We start from the raw sequence: 14,289 nt of genomic DNA, 5'->3' as shown, positions 1-14,289 counted from the left end.
GTGGCGCGCGCGGCGGCGCGACCGGGGTGCCGGGCCCGCCCGGGCCGCCGGGGCGACTTGCGCCGCTTGATGCGAAGAGCCCTTTTTGGCAGGGCCCTGTTGCAGGACCGCGACGGGACTGTGCCCGGTCTGTGCACGTCATTCACACGGCCCGGGTTTCGGATACGAGCCCGGGCCTGAAATAGTTCCCCACGATGTTCACCATCCCTAGACTCCCGGCGTCGGGAGTAACGGGCCTCCGGCGCGGAGGTCTTTCGGGGGACGACAAGTGGGGCTGGAGTGCCGGAACTCGTACTGGAATTGAATGGCAGCACCTGGACGCTCGATCCGTCCAGGTCCTACACCCTGGGACGTGATCCGCAGGGTGACCTCGTCGTGGACGACGCCAGAGTCTCGTGGCGGCACGCCACGATCAGCTGGAGCGGCAGCGGTTGGGTCATCGAGGACCACGGATCCACCAATGGCACCTATGTGCGCGGCCAGCGCATCCACCAGATGGACATCGGCCCCGGGTCCCTGGTCCACCTCGGCAACGCGACCGACGGACCCAGGCTGAATCTGTCCGCCGCCGCTGCCGCCTACGCGCAGCCCGCCCCCGCCCAGCAGGCGCAGGCGGCCCCCGCCCACCAGGGGCCCCAGCAGGCCCCGCCCCAGCAGGGCGGCTGGGCACAGCAGCCCCAGCAGGCGCAGGTTCCCCAGCAGGGCTGGCCGCAGCAGCACCAGCCGCCCCAGCAGCAGTTCCCGCAGCAGGGCGGCGGCCCGGCCGGCGCCCCGCCGGTCTACGGGGACCGCAGCCCGACCACCTTCCACCAGGTCGCGCTCGGCCGCGTCATGCGCATCGGCCGTGCGCTCGAGAACGAGCTGGTCGTCTCCGACCTCCAGGTCTCGCGCCACCACGCCGAGTTCCACGCGACGCCCGACGGCCGGATGGAGATACGCGACCTCGGCTCGCACAACGGCACCTACGTCAACGGTCAGCCGATCGACAAGGGCGGCAGCGTCCTGCTCGGCCCGCAGGACGTCGTCGGCGTCGGCCACTCGACCTTCCGCATCGTCGGCGACCGGCTCGAGGAGTTCGTCGACACCGGTGACGTCTCCTTCTCCGCGCGCGGCCTGACCGTCACGGTCGACGGCGGCAAGGACATCCTGAAGGACGTCTCCTTCGGCGTCCCCGAGAAGTCCCTCATCGCGGTCATCGGCCCCTCGGGCTCGGGAAAGTCGACCCTGCTCAAGGCGCTCACCGGCTACCGGCCCGCCAACAAGGGCGACGTCCTCTACGACAACCGCAACCTCTACAAGCAGTTCGCCGAGCTGCGCCAGCGCATCGGTCTGGTCCCGCAGGACGACATCCTGCACAAGGAGCTGACCGTCAAGAAGGCGCTGAAGTACGCGGCCAAGCTGCGCTTCCCCGCCGACACCACCGAGAACGAGCGCCAGCAGCGCATCGACGAGGTGCTGCGCGAGCTGAAGCTGGACATCCACAAGGAGAAGAAGGTCACCTCGCTCTCCGGCGGCCAGCGCAAGCGCGTCTCGGTGGCCCTGGAACTGCTGACCAAGCCGTCGCTGATCTTCCTGGACGAGCCCACATCGGGCCTCGACCCGGGCATGGACCGCGACGTCATGCAGCTGCTCCGCGGCCTCGCCGACGACGGCCGCACCGTCCTGGTGGTGACCCACTCCGTGGCCGAGCTCGCCATCTGCGACAAGCTGCTCGTGATGGCCCCGGGCGGCTCGGTGGCGTACTTCGGCCCGCCCGAGGAGGCGCTGAACTTCTTCGGCTACAGCACCTGGGCCGATGTCTTCTCCGCCTTCGAGAGCTACCGCGACTACGACTGGGCGGGCCGCTGGAAGGGCTCGCAGCACTACCAGATGTACGCAGCGGACATCGACGCCGTCGCCCCGCAGTCGGCGCAGATGCCGCCGGCCCAGTCGATGAAGCCGCCCAAGCCCCAGGGCTGGGTCTCCCAGCTGTGGACGCTGATGCGCCGCTATGTCTCGGTCATCGCCTCCGACAAGGGCTTCCTCGCCCTTTCGGTGGCCCTGCCCGCGGTGATCGGCTCGGTCAGCGTCGTCATCCCGGCGAAGTTCGGGCTCGCGCCGCCGACGCCGCCGTCCCGGTTCAACGGGGACGCCGGCACGATCATGCTGATCCTCACGGTCGGCATGTGCTTCTCGGGCGCGGCCAACTCCGTACGAGAACTGATCAAGGAACGGGTCATCTACGAACGGGAGCGGGCCACGGGCCTCTCCCGCTCGGCGTACCTGATGTCCAAGATCCTGGTGCTCGGCGTGATCACCGCCTTCCAGGGCGTGATCCTCTGCGTCATCGGCTTCTCCACGCGCAAGCTGCCCGCCGAGGGCCTGGTGATGCCGCCCGCGGTCGAGATGTGCCTGGTCGTGATCGCGCTCGGCTTCACCTCGATGATGTTCGGCCTGATCATCTCCGCGCTGGTGAAGACCTCCGAGAAGACGATGCCGCTCCTGGTCATGTTCGCCATCGTGCAGGTCGTCTTCACCGGCATCCTCTTCAAGGTGTACGACTCGGTCGGCCTTGAGCAGTTCGCCTGGCTGATGCCGTCCCGCTGGGCCATCGCGGGCGTCGGTACCACCCTCGACCTCTCCCACCTGATGGGGCCGATGGACCAGAGCGACCCGACCAACCTGGACCCGCTGTGGAAGCACAGCGTCGCCCAGTGGTGCGTCGACATCTCGGTGCTGCTCGCCATCGGCATCGCCCTCGGCTTCGTGGTCGCGCGTCTGCTGCGCCGCCACGAGCCGGAGGTCATGCGCAAGTAACGGCATCGCCCTGGGCACGATCAGCCCGCACGCCGAAGGGCGGCACCCCGTACGGGGTGCCGCCCTTCGGCGTCGCGTGTGCCGTCCTACGTCACTCAGTAGGCGCTGTTCACGTTGTCCATCGAGCCGTACTTGTCGGCCGCGTAGTTGGCGGCCGCGGTGATGTTGGCGACCGGGTCGTAGATGTTCCACGACGTGCCGGGCACGTGGTAGGCGTTGAAGGTCGGCTGGATGACCTGGAGCAGACCCTTGGACGGGACGCCGTTGATGGCGTTGATGTCCCAGCCGTTGATGGCCATCGGGTTACCGGTCGACTCGCGCATGATGTTGCGGTGCAGACCCTCGTAGGTGCCGGGTATGCCCTTGCTCTTCATGATGTCGAGGGACTGGCGGATCCAGCCGTCGAGGTTGTTGGCGTAGACCGGCTTGCGGGCGGCGGAGCGGCTGGCCGCGGCGGCCTCGTCACGCTTCTTCGCCTCGGCGTCGGCCTTGGCCTTGGCATCCGCGTCGGCCTTGGCCTTCGCGGCGGCCTTGGCCTGCTTGTCCGCGGTCACCTGCTGCTTGGAGATGCTCTCCGAGACCGTCTTGGTGCTGGCGACGGTCGCCATGAAGGCGGCGGGCTCGGCAGCTGCGGCGTCGCTCGACTGGCTCGTCCCGGGGAAGACCGAGAGGGCGAGAGCGGCGGCGCCGAGGGCGGCTACACCGGCAATCGAGATCTTGTGCGTCTGGTTGAGACGACTATGACCAAGGTTGCTGGACTCGGGCATGGTGGTGGGACCTCTTCCGAATGGCGGGGACGGCGCGATGAAGCGCCGCGGCGGTTGGGCCGCAGCGCTGTGCGACGGGAGCCATTGTTAGCGGCCGCAAAAACTGGAGGCAAAGGTGCCACTTACGATGCCGGGTAGTGGATCAGGGCAGCGCGAAAGCCGCCCCATACCCACGCGTACGCGGCTCACACCACCTTTATTTGTCCACTAAACGGCTTCGTAAGTGATGTGCGTCCTATGTGCGGGCTCACATCGGAGGGCAAACGGAATCACGAAAAGTTGCTGGCGCAATGCATAGCGTGAGGGTTGTCATCCGCGAGGACGAGAGGGACGCCGCCGAACTCGTACCCCGGGCACCCGGGCGGGGCCCTTCGGCCTAGGTCGCGCGGCCCAGGGGCGGCCGTCCAGGGACCGAGGTGCGCTGTCATACCCCGCCGGTACGGTGACCACATGAGCAGTCCCCGCCCCGCGCACCCCGCCGGACCAGGGCAGACCCCGTCGCCGAGCGCGGGGCTCGCCGCCGTGAGCACCGCCCTGCTCGCCATGAGCCGGCACCTGGAAGTCAGGGACGTCCTCAAGACGATCACCGCGTCCGCCCGTGAACTGCTCGACGCGCAGTACGCGGCGCTCGGCGTCCCCGACGACCACGGCGGCTTCGCGCAGTTCGTGGTGGACGGCGTCAGCGACGAGCAGTGGCGCGCGATCGGGCCGCTGCCGCGCCAGCACGGCATCCTGGCGGCGATGCTCCACGAAGAGAGGGCCGAGCGCCTGGCGGATGTCCGCGAGGACCCGCGCTTCGAGGGCTGGCCCGCCGCCCACCCCGACATGTCCGACTTCCTCGGCATGCCGATCCGCGACGGCGAGGAGACGCTGGGCGCCCTCTTCCTCGCCAACAAGCGGGGCCGCGACCCCGAGGGCGGCCGCGACCCCGAGGGCGGCCGCGCCCCCGAGGGCGGCTGCGGCTTCACCGAACGGGACGAGGAACTGCTGCGCCTGCTCGCCCAGCACGCCGCGATCGCCCTCACCAACGCACGCCTGTACGAGCGCAGCCGCGAGCTGACCATCGCCGAGGAGCGCTCCCGGCTCGCCCACGAGCTGCACGACGCGGTCAGCCAGAAACTCTTCTCGCTGCGCCTCACCGCCCAGGCGGCCGCCGCGCTCGTCGACCGCGACCCGGCGCGCGCCAAGGGCGAGCTCCAGCAGGTCACCGCGCTCGCTGCCGAGGCCGCCGACGAACTGCGCGCCGCCGTCGTGGAGTTGAGGCCGGCCGCCCTGGAGGAGGACGGCCTGGTGCACACCCTGCGCACCCAGATCCAGGTCCTCGACCGCGCGCACGCGGCCCGCGTCACCTTCGACAACCTCGGGGTGCGCGCCCTGCCGCCCTCCCAGGAGGAGGCGCTGCTGCGGGTCGCCCAGGAGGCTCTGCACAACGCGCTGCGCCACTCGGGCGCGGGCCGGGTCGATGTCGTCCTGGAGCGCAGGGGGGCGGGCGCCGTCCTGCGGGTCACCGACAACGGCCGGGGCTTCGAGCCCGGCCGGGTCCGCCGCGCCGGGCGCCACCTCGGGCTCGTCTCCATGCGGCACCGGGCCGGCGGCGTCGGCGGCCGGCTCACCGTGCGTTCGGCTCCCGGCGCGGGCGCCACGATCGAGATGGAGGTCCCCGGTGGCTGACAAGGTGATCAGGGTCCTGATCGTGGACGACCACCAGGTGGTCCGCCGGGGCCTGCGGACGTTCCTCGAAGTGCAGGACGACATAGAAGTGGTGGGCGAGGCGTCCGACGGCGCCGAGGGCGTGGCCCGCGCCGAGCAGCTGAGGCCGGACGTCGTCCTGATGGACGTGAAGATGCCGGGCATGGACGGCATCGAGGCGCTGCGCAAGCTGCGCGAGCTCGCCAACCCCGCCCGGGTCCTCATCGTCACCAGCTTCACCGAGCAGCGCACCGTGGTTCCCGCCCTGCGCGCGGGTGCGTGTGGGTACGTATACAAGGACGTCGATCCGGACGCGCTGGCCGGAGCGATCCGCTCGGTGCACGCCGGGCACGTGCTGCTCCAGCCCGAGGTCGCGGGCGCGCTGCTCAGCCAGGACGACGCGAGCGGCGGCACCGGGCGCGGCACGACGCTGACCGAGCGGGAGAAGGAGGTCCTGGCGCTGATCGCCGACGGCCGCTCCAACCGCGAGATCGCGCGCCATCTCGTGCTGTCCGAGAAGACCGTCAAGACGCACGTCTCGAACATCCTGATGAAGCTGGACCTCGCGGACCGCACTCAGGCCGCGCTGTGGGCGGTACGGCACGGGGCGGCCGGCTGACGGGGCCTGTACGGGATGTTCACGGGGGAGGAAGCGGAACGTCAGGATCCGGTGCGAGATTCATACCGTCGTGTAAATGTCACCCACATGGCGCATCCCTTGCGGGCGGTGGGCGTTCTCCATGGCATGCCGCGGCGGTTGGTCGCGGCGACGACCAGGAGGATCCACACCATGAAGCTCAACAAGGCTCTCGCCGTCACCGTGCTCGCCGGCGGCGCCCTCGCCGCGGCGACCGGCGCCGCCTCCGCCCACGGCGGGGCCCAGGCCGAGGGCAAGACCGAGCGCTCCCCGGGCGTCGTCTCCGGCAACCTGGTCCAGGTGCCGGTGCATGTGCCGGTGAACGCCACGGGTAACACGGTCAACGTGGTCGGGCTCCTGAACCCGGTCTTCGGCAACCAGAGCGCCAACTTCTAACCCCCGCCGCCCCGCCCCGGCCCCCGGCCTCACCCCGGGGGCCTCAGGTGCGGGCCGTGGGTGGCCGGTCGCGCAGTTCCCCGCGCCCCTGGCGGGGTGCATGCTGGCCAGCCCAGGCATACCCAGCCCGTCCGGCGTTTGAGGACGAGGCCGTTCAGGCCGAACGGGGTCTGGGGCGGAGCCTCAGGGAGCTCGGCTGCGGGTGGTGGGTGGCTGGTCGCGCAGTTCCCCGCGCCCCTGGCGGGGTGCGTGCTGGCCAGCCCAGGCATACCCAGCCCGTCCGGCGTTTGAGGACGAGGCCGTTCAGGCCGAACGGGGTCTGGGGCGGAGCCTCAGGGACCCGGGCTGCGGGTGGTGGGTGGCTGGTCGCGCAGTTCCCCGCGCCCCTGGGCGGGGCTGGCGCTGGCCCGCACCGGCAAACTCAGCCCGTCCGGCGATTGAGGACGGGCGTTGGGGGTCAGCCCCGCTGTCGTTCCTCGACGTACGCGTTGTACGCCGCGACCCGCGCCCGCCGAGCCACCCGCTCCACCGGCCGCAGCGCCTCCCCCCGCGCGGCGATCTCCGACGCGCTCACCGCACCCCCGTGCCCGTTCTCGTACGCGAGCGCGACCAGCAGACCGACCCGCCGGGCCAGCTCAAGGACCCGCACCGCGCGCGGCGGATACCCGGGCGCGAGAACGTCCTCGTCGGGCCCCTCGGCCCGCGCCCGGTACGCGTCGATCGCCGCCGAGGCCGCCGCCCCCGACCCCGCGACGTCGAGCCGCGTCAGCGTGGACGTCGCCTCCCGCAGCGCCTCCGCCAGCTCCCGCTCCGCCTCCCCGAGCGAGGGCACGTCCGCGGGCGGCGCCGCACGCACCGCGAGGCAGTGCCAGACGACCTCCGTGTGCACGTCCCCGGCGGGCCCGGCCTCGTACACCTCGGGGACCAGACCATAGGGAGCCCCGAACCCCACCACCGCCTCCTCGGCCGCGAGCGCCCGGGCATTGAACTCCGGGGGACCGCTCAGCCCCAGCGGATGCCCCGCCACCGGCAGCGCGACCCGCCAGCCGCTGACCCCGAGCGCACGCAGCCGCCCGAGCGCCAGCGTGAGCCCCACGGGAGCGGACTCGCCGGGCAGCCCCTCGACGCGGTGCACCGCGTCGTCCCCGACGATGGCGAGCGCCGCGTCGTCCGGCGAGACATTTCCGGCCAACAGGGCATTTCCCCAAGCGGCCAGCCGACCTGAACGTGGTTCCGAGAACATGACCACAAGCCTAGAGAAACCGCACGACCGGACCTAGAGGCAGGATCACTTCCCCAGTGGCGTAGGTTTTCCCTGGGGACCGCGCCCACCGGCGCGCCCCGCACCGCACTCGCGAACACAAGACGATGGCATGGGGAGACAACGCGCTCATGAGCGATGTACTGGAGCTGGTGGACGTATCCGTGGTCCGCGACGGACGCGCTCTGGTGGACGACGTCTCCTGGTCGGTCAAGGAGGGCGAGCGCTGGGTGATCCTCGGTCCCAACGGCGCCGGCAAGACCACCCTCCTCAACATCGCCTCCAGCTACCTCTTCCCTAGCACCGGCACCGCCAGGATCCTCGGCGAACGGCTCGGCAAGGTCGACGTCTTCGAGCTGCGCCCGCGCATCGGCATGGCCGGAGTGGCCATGGCCGACAAGCTCCCCAAGCGCCAGACCGTGCTCCAGACCGTGCTCACCGCCGCGTACGGCATGACCGCCACCTGGCAGGAGCAGTACGACGCCGTCGACGAGGACCGCGCCCGCGCCTTCCTCGACCGGCTCGGCATGACCGACTTCCTGGACCGCAAGTTCGGCACGCTCTCCGAGGGCGAGCGCAAGCGCACCCTGATCGCCCGCGCCATGATGACCGACCCCGAGCTCCTGCTCCTGGACGAGCCCGCCGCAGGACTCGACCTCGGCGGCCGCGAGGACCTGGTCCGCCGCCTCGGCCGGCTAGCCCGCGACCCGTACGCACCCTCGATGATCATGGTCACGCACCACGTCGAGGAGATCGCCCCCGGCTTCACCCACGTCCTGATGATCCGCCAGGGCAAGGTGCTCGCCGCCGGCCCCATGGAGACCGAGCTCACCTCCCGCAACCTCTCCCTCTGCTTCGGCCTCCCGCTGCTCGTCGAGCACCGCGGCGACCGCTACACCGCCACGGGCCTCCCGCTCGGCTGACCGGGCGCACTGTCGGTGAGGGGACGCGCCCACCTACCATGACCTGGTGGACATCGAGGCATGGATCTGGTGGCTGGTGGCCGCGGCGGGTCTGGGCATCCCCCTGGTCCTGACCGCCATGCCCGAATTCGGCATGATGGCGGCCGGGGCGATCGCCGCCGCCATCGGCGCGGCCCTCGGTCTCGGCGGCGTCGCGCAGGTGCTGCTCTTCGTGGCCGTCTCGGTCGCGCTCATCGCCGTCGTACGCCCCATCGCCGCCCGCCACCGCGACGAACGGCCCCAACTGGCCACCGGCACCGACGCGTTGAAGGGCCGGCAGGCCCTCGTCCTGGAACGGGTGGACGCCGAGGGGGGCCGGATCAAACTCGCGGGGGAGGTCTGGTCGGCCCGCGCACTGGGCCCCGACGAGGTGTTCGAGGCCGGCCGGCAGGTCGACGTGGTCGAGATCGACGGAGCCACTGCCATCGTCATGTGAACCATGCCAGGATCATCGGGCCCGGCAACTCCCAATGTTTCCAGGGCCATCCGAGAGCAAGAAGGGCACGGGGTACGCGATGCAACCGATCATCATCGTCCTGATCATCCTGGTGGTGCTGGTCTTCATCGCCCTGATCAAGACCATCCAGGTCATCCCACAGGCCAGCGCCGCCATCGTGGAGCGCTTCGGCCGCTACACCCGGACGCTGAACGCGGGCCTGAACATCGTCGTCCCGTTCATCGACTCGATCCGCAACCGCATCGACCTGCGCGAACAGGTCGTGCCTTTCCCGCCCCAGCCGGTGATCACCCAGGACAACCTGGTGGTCAACATCGACACCGTCATCTATTACCAGGTGACCGACGCCCGGGCCGCCACCTACGAAGTCGCCAGCTACATCCAGGCGATCGAGCAGCTCACCGTCACCACGCTCCGCAACATCATCGGCGGCATGGACCTGGAGCGGACCCTGACCTCCCGCGAGGAGATCAACGCGGCCCTGCGCGGCGTCCTCGACGAAGCGACCGGCAAGTGGGGCATCCGCGTCAACCGCGTCGAGCTCAAGGCGATCGAGCCGCCCACCTCCATCCAGGACTCGATGGAGAAGCAGATGCGCGCCGACCGCGACAAGCGCGCCGCGATCCTCCAGGCCGAAGGCGTACGGCAGTCGGAGATCCTGCGCGCCGAGGGTGAGAAGCAGTCCGCGATCCTGCGCGCCGAAGGTGAGGCCAAGGCTGCGGCCCTGCGCGCCGAGGGCGAGGCCCAGGCCATCCGTACGGTCTTCGAGTCGATCCACGCGGGCGACCCCGACCAGAAGCTGCTCTCCTACCAGTACCTCCAGATGCTCCCGAAGATCGCCGAGGGCGACGCCAACAAGCTCTGGATCGTGCCCAGCGAGATCGGCGACGCCCTCAAGGGCCTCTCCGGCGCCTTCGGCAACCTCGGCGGCGGCATGCCGGGCTTCAACACCGGCAACGGCGGGAACGGCGCCAACGCCGAGCGCCGCGAAACTCCCAGCGTCGAGTGAACCGGTCCCGGGGCAAGGGCTGTTGACGGCCCCGGGCACCCTTCATGCATGATCAGTGCGGCCCCTCGACCTCCACGGCGGGGAGGCGACTCACTGAATGCCTAAGGAGATGGCCTTGTCCATCTGGGAAGCACTCGCGGTCTTCGCGGCCGGTATCGGCGCGGGCACCATCAACACGATCGTCGGATCCGGCACGCTGATCACCTTCCCCGTGCTCCTGGCGACCGGCCTGCCACCGATCACCGCCAACGTCTCCAACTCCCTCGGCCTGGTGCCCGGCTCCATCAGCGGCGCCATCGGCTACCGCCACGAACTGCGCGGCCAGACCCGGCGCGTACTGCGCCTGGCCGGCGCCGCCCTCCTCGGCGGCCTGGCCGGCGCGATCCTGCTGCTCGCCCTGCCGTCCTCGTCGTTCGACGCGATCGTCCCCGTCCTGGTCGGCATCGCCCTCGTGCTCGTGCTGCTCCAGCCGCGCCTGGCCGCCGTCATCGCGCGGCGCCGCGAGGCCAGCGGCACCGAGGCCCACCCCGAAGGCGGCGTCGCCCTCCTCGTCGGCCTCTTCCTCGCCAGCATGTACGGCGGCTACTTCGGCGCCGCCCAGGGCGTTCTGTACCTCTCCTTGATGGGCTTGCTCCTGCACGACAGCCTGCAACGCGTCAACGCCGTCAAGAACGTCCTCGGCGCCGTGGTCAACGGCATCGCGGCCGTCTTCTTCCTCTTCGTCGCCGAGTTCAACTGGACCGCCGTGCTGCTCATCGCCGGCGGCGCGACCATAGGAGGGCAGATCGGCGCCAGGGTCGGCCGCCGCCTCAAGCCCGCCGTGCTGCGTGGGGTGATCATCGCCGTCGGTATCGTCGCGATCCTCCAACTGACCCTGAAATAAAGGACGTTGGCCGGGGGAGAGCGGCGGTCATCGACCCCGCGGCTCAGGCCGCGGGCGCGGCGCCCGTCGCCAGCCACTCGGGCAGCTCCGAGCGGTCACCGGCCGCCATCGCGAGCAGCATCGCGTCGGCCGGCGACGGCACGAACGGCTGGCGCAGCAGCGGCATCCCCGCCTCCTCCGGCGTCCGGTCCGCCTTGCGGTGATTGTCCTCGGCGCAGGACGCCACCGTGTTCAGCCACACGTCCCGGCCGCCCTGCGCCCGTGGCACCACGTGGTCCACGGTCGTCGCGCGCCGCCCGCAGTACGCACACCGGTGCTGGTCCCTGATCAGGACCCCCCGTCTCGACCACGGCGCGTGTCTTCGGAAGGGCACCCGTACGTATCTGCACAGCCGGATCACCCGGGGCACCGGAAGATCGACGGCCGCCGCCCGCACCCGCAGACCGGGGTGGGACTGTTCGACGACGGCCTTGTCCTGGAGGACCAGCACTACGGCACGGTTGAGCGTCACCGTCGACAGTGGCTCGAAGCTCGCGTTCAGTACCAGCGTGTCCCTCATCGTGCCCACCTCCGTAGTGCCGGCCCACTCCCTGGCGGGCTTGGATCAACTCTGGCCGGGCTCGCCACGATGGACAACGCAATATTCCGTGCCCGGCCGAGCGACCGCCCGGCCCCGGCAACAGAAAAAATGCCCTGCCCTGATCTCTCCAGGACCAGGGCAGGGCAAACGGAAAACGAACGATCAGCTCTCGGCGGGCGCGGTGTACTGACCGATGAGCTGCGCGCGCCCCAGCGTGTGGAAGCGCAGATTGAAGCCGACCGCGGCGGGCGACGCCTCCGCGCCTGGGCCCAGCTTCTCGGTGTCGACCGCGTACACCGTGAACACATACCGGTGCGTCTCACCGGCCGGCGGCGCCGCGCCGCCGAAGTCCTTCGTCCCGTAGTCGTTTCGCACCTGGACGGCGCCGGCCGGCAGTCCCTCGAACGTCCCGCTGCCCGCCCCGGCCGGCAGCTCCGTCACCGACGCCGGGATGTCGAACACCGACCAGTGCCAGAACCCGCTGCCCGTAGGCGCGTCCGGATCGAAGCACGTGACGGCGAAGCTCTTCGTCCCCGAGGGGAACCCCTCCCACCGCAGCTGCGGCGAGGTGTTGCCGGCCGCGTACACCTGGGCGTCCTTGAGCGGGGCACCCGGCTCGACGTCCTCGCTCACCACCGTGAACGACGGCACCTCGGGATGGAAGTCATGGGGAAGCGGCGGCCTCTTGAGCTCGCTCACGTCAACACCTCCTGAATCGCGTCACTTGCGTCAACTGGCACGGCCGAGCCTAGGGGGTCCGCCCCTAGGTCGTGTCTTCAAAGTCCCGTCTGGCCGGCGGGGTCTGGCACGCACGCTCGCGGCGTTGTCGTCGGTCGCCGACTCCCCCAAGGTCTCGGCTCCGCTCGAACAGGGGGGACCCCCACCGCGTCGACTCCCTCCTCCGCCTTGCGATCGCACGCACCAGACCCCGCCGGCCCCGCCCTACGGGCGGACGACGCCACTTTGAAGACACTCCCTAGAACCAGTCGCGCCGCCCGCCGACCTCGGCCAGCCACTGGTTGAGGTACGCCGCCCAGTCCGTCCCCTGGAAGTCGCGCAGCCCCACCTGGAAGGAGCGGTAGGAGTCGCTGCCCTCGGTGAACAGGCCCGGCTTCTTGTCCATCTCCAGGATCACGTCCATCTCGCGGTCGTCCGCGACGAACGTCAGCTCCACCTGGTTCAGACCCCGGTACTGCGCCGGCGCGTAGAACTCCATCTCCTGGTAGAACGGCAGCCGTTGCCGGGTCCCGCGGATGTGCCCCTTCTCCATGTCCGCGCTCTTGAAGCGGAACCCGAGCTGGATGAACGCGTCGAGGATCGCCTGCTGGGCGGGGAGCGGATGCACCTGGACCGGATCGAGATCACCGGAGTCGAGCGCGCGAGCGATCGCCAGCTCCGTCGTCACACCGATGTGCATGCCCCGCAGCTGCTGTCCTTCGATCGCCGTCACGGGCGTCTCCCACGGGATCTCGAGCCCGAACGGCACCACGTGCACGGCCCCGGCCCGCACCTCGAAGGCCCCGCCGAGGCGGGCCCTGGTGAACTCGATGTCCTGCTTGTGCTCGTGCTCACCGCCCTCGACCTCGACCCGGGCCTGCAAACCCACGGAAAGGCCCTCGATGTGCTGGTCGACCGACCCGCCCTGGATCCGGACCTCACCCTGGACGACGCCGCCCGGCACCACATGGGTCTCGGTGAGCTCGGTCTCCACCGACGCCCCGCCCGCCCCCAGGCTCGCCAGCAGCCGCTTGAACCCCATGCCAGTCCTTCCCACGCATCCCTACGATCTGGACCTACGAACGCGTGACGACGACCTCCGGTTCCCTCCGGCCGTCAAGTACGCTCGTACGGCATGATCACGGCCACCGAACGTACGCCGCTTCCCCGGGACTTCTTCGACCGCCCTGTCCTCGAAGTCGCCCCGGACCTCCTGGGCCGCACGCTGGTACGCCTCACTCCGCACGGTCCCCTGGAGGTCCGGCTCACGGAGGTGGAGGCGTACGACGGCCCCAACGACCCGGGCTCACACGCCTTCCGCGGCCGCACGGCCCGCAACGACGTGATGTTCGGCCCGCCCGGACACGCGTACGTCTACTTCACCTACGGCATGTGGCACTGCCTCAACCTGGTGTGCGGCCCCGAAGGACAGGCAAGCGGTGTGCTGCTCAGGGCGGGCGAGGTCCTGGTGGGCTCCGACCTGGCCCGGCCTCGTCGACTCTCGGCCCGCCATGACAGGGAACTGGCCAAAGGCCCGGCACGCCTGGCCACGGCACTCGACGTCGGCCGCGCCCTGAACGGCGAGGACGTCTGCGCGGGCCCCGAGTCCCCCCTGTCCATCCTCACGGGTACGCCTCCCGCGCCCGACCAGGTACGCAGTGGCCCGCGCACCGGAGTGGGCGGCGACGGAGCCCCGCACCCGTGGCGGTTCTGGATCTCCGACGACCCGACGGTGAGCCCCTACCGGGCCCACCAGCCCCGCAAGCGCCGAACTTGACTCGGCCTCAAGGGGCGCCTAACGTAGCCCGAGCCGCTTGACACGGGCCCTGCTGTTCAGCATCCCCGAGCGGCCATCCACTACCTTCGATCGAACCCCAACGGGTGTGCATTTCGGCGTGCCGAAATTCGTACGCGAATGACTCGATTATGAAGGGCCGGGGAAACCCGCTAAAGTAGTGGACACGCCGAGAGGGAAACGCGAGAGCGAAGAACTCGAAGCGAACCCCAATTCGACGGGGAATCGGACACGAAAGAGTCTGATAGAGTCGGAAACACGAAATACCGAAGGGAAGCGCCCGGAGGAAAGCCCGAGAGGGTGAGTACAAAGGAAGCGTCCGTTCCTTGAGAACTCAACA

The 14,289-nt window shown here is 70.2% G+C and carries 14 protein-coding genes; 9 read left to right on the top strand and 5 right to left on the bottom strand.

What is annotated here, in order from left to right:
* Positions 1-279 precede the first annotated feature (279 nt).
* Entirely contained in the window at positions 280-2,796 is a 2,517-nt protein-coding gene (locus tag ACFYM2_RS16375) for an FHA domain-containing protein (protein ID WP_388836774.1), read from the top strand.
* A gap of 95 nt (positions 2,797-2,891) precedes the next feature.
* On the opposite strand, the gene ACFYM2_RS16370 is transcribed toward ACFYM2_RS16375, so the two are convergent.
* Positions 2,892-3,563 (bottom strand): transglycosylase SLT domain-containing protein, encoded by a 672-nt coding sequence (locus ACFYM2_RS16370; RefSeq protein WP_359008790.1) that lies wholly within the window; start codon positions 3,561-3,563, stop codon positions 2,892-2,894.
* A gap of 450 nt (positions 3,564-4,013) precedes the next feature.
* On the opposite strand from ACFYM2_RS16370, the gene ACFYM2_RS16365 reads away from it, so the two are divergent.
* From ACFYM2_RS16365 to ACFYM2_RS16355, 3 genes are all read left to right on the top strand, one after another.
* A complete protein-coding gene (locus tag ACFYM2_RS16365; protein WP_388836771.1) occupies positions 4,014-5,234 on the top strand; it encodes a GAF domain-containing sensor histidine kinase in 1,221 nt (406 codons plus the stop codon).
* On the top strand, positions 5,227-5,871 hold the full coding sequence (locus tag ACFYM2_RS16360; protein WP_350229595.1) for a response regulator transcription factor: 645 nt from the start codon (positions 5,227-5,229) through the stop codon (positions 5,869-5,871). The genes ACFYM2_RS16365 and ACFYM2_RS16360 overlap by 8 nt, the downstream gene beginning before the upstream one ends.
* A gap of 171 nt (positions 5,872-6,042) precedes the next feature.
* Positions 6,043-6,285 carry a chaplin gene (locus tag ACFYM2_RS16355; protein ID WP_388457467.1) on the top strand — a complete coding sequence of 81 codons (243 nt, stop codon included), beginning with the start codon at positions 6,043-6,045 and terminating at the stop codon, positions 6,283-6,285.
* Between the two features lie 457 nt (positions 6,286-6,742).
* Here ACFYM2_RS16355 and ACFYM2_RS16350 read toward each other — a convergent pair whose 3' ends face one another.
* Positions 6,743-7,528 carry a hypothetical protein gene (locus ACFYM2_RS16350; RefSeq protein WP_388836768.1) on the bottom strand — a complete coding sequence of 262 codons (786 nt, stop codon included), beginning with the start codon at positions 7,526-7,528 and terminating at the stop codon, positions 6,743-6,745.
* Positions 7,529-7,677: 149 nt separating this feature from the next.
* Here ACFYM2_RS16350 and ACFYM2_RS16345 point away from each other — a divergent pair, with 149 nt between their 5' ends.
* The 4 genes from ACFYM2_RS16345 to ACFYM2_RS16330 all read left to right on the top strand — a co-directional run bounded on the left by ACFYM2_RS16345 (position 7,678) and on the right by ACFYM2_RS16330 (position 10,857).
* Complete coding sequence (locus tag ACFYM2_RS16345; protein ID WP_359008782.1) at positions 7,678-8,469, top strand: ABC transporter ATP-binding protein; 792 nt, start codon at positions 7,678-7,680, stop codon at positions 8,467-8,469.
* Between the two features lie 43 nt (positions 8,470-8,512).
* A complete protein-coding gene (locus tag ACFYM2_RS16340) occupies positions 8,513-8,944 on the top strand; it encodes an NfeD family protein (protein ID WP_359008796.1) in 432 nt (143 codons plus the stop codon).
* Positions 8,945-9,023: 79 nt separating this feature from the next.
* Positions 9,024-9,974 carry an SPFH domain-containing protein gene (locus ACFYM2_RS16335; RefSeq protein ID WP_359008780.1) on the top strand — a complete coding sequence of 317 codons (951 nt, stop codon included), beginning with the start codon at positions 9,024-9,026 and terminating at the stop codon, positions 9,972-9,974.
* Positions 9,975-10,083: 109 nt separating this feature from the next.
* Complete coding sequence (locus ACFYM2_RS16330) at positions 10,084-10,857, top strand: sulfite exporter TauE/SafE family protein (protein ID WP_388836765.1); 774 nt, start codon at positions 10,084-10,086, stop codon at positions 10,855-10,857.
* 43 nt (positions 10,858-10,900) lie between these two features.
* On the opposite strand, the gene ACFYM2_RS16325 is transcribed toward ACFYM2_RS16330, so the two are convergent.
* From ACFYM2_RS16325 to ACFYM2_RS16315, 3 genes are all read right to left on the bottom strand, one after another.
* Complete coding sequence (locus tag ACFYM2_RS16325; protein WP_350229589.1) at positions 10,901-11,416, bottom strand: HNH endonuclease; 516 nt, start codon at positions 11,414-11,416, stop codon at positions 10,901-10,903.
* Positions 11,417-11,599: 183 nt separating this feature from the next.
* A complete protein-coding gene (locus ACFYM2_RS16320) occupies positions 11,600-12,136 on the bottom strand; it encodes a YbhB/YbcL family Raf kinase inhibitor-like protein (RefSeq protein ID WP_359008777.1) in 537 nt (178 codons plus the stop codon).
* Positions 12,137-12,413: 277 nt separating this feature from the next.
* Positions 12,414-13,196, bottom strand: coding sequence for a sporulation protein (locus ACFYM2_RS16315; protein ID WP_388836762.1), 783 nt, complete (start codon positions 13,194-13,196; stop codon positions 12,414-12,416).
* Positions 13,197-13,289: 93 nt separating this feature from the next.
* Between ACFYM2_RS16315 and ACFYM2_RS16310 the strand changes: the two genes are divergently transcribed.
* The gene (locus tag ACFYM2_RS16310) at positions 13,290-13,931 is read left to right on the top strand and encodes a DNA-3-methyladenine glycosylase (protein ID WP_350229586.1); all 642 of its coding nucleotides are present in this window, start codon (positions 13,290-13,292) and stop codon (positions 13,929-13,931) included.
* Positions 13,932-14,289: the final 358 nt, after the last annotated feature.

Origin of the sequence: Streptomyces sp. NPDC006711 (assembly GCF_042869775.1) — a bacterium.
Classification (GTDB): Bacteria; Actinomycetota; Actinomycetes; order Streptomycetales; family Streptomycetaceae; genus Streptomyces.
The sequence above is the reverse complement of the archived record's forward strand: the minus strand, read 5'-3'. Positions and strand labels throughout refer to the sequence as shown.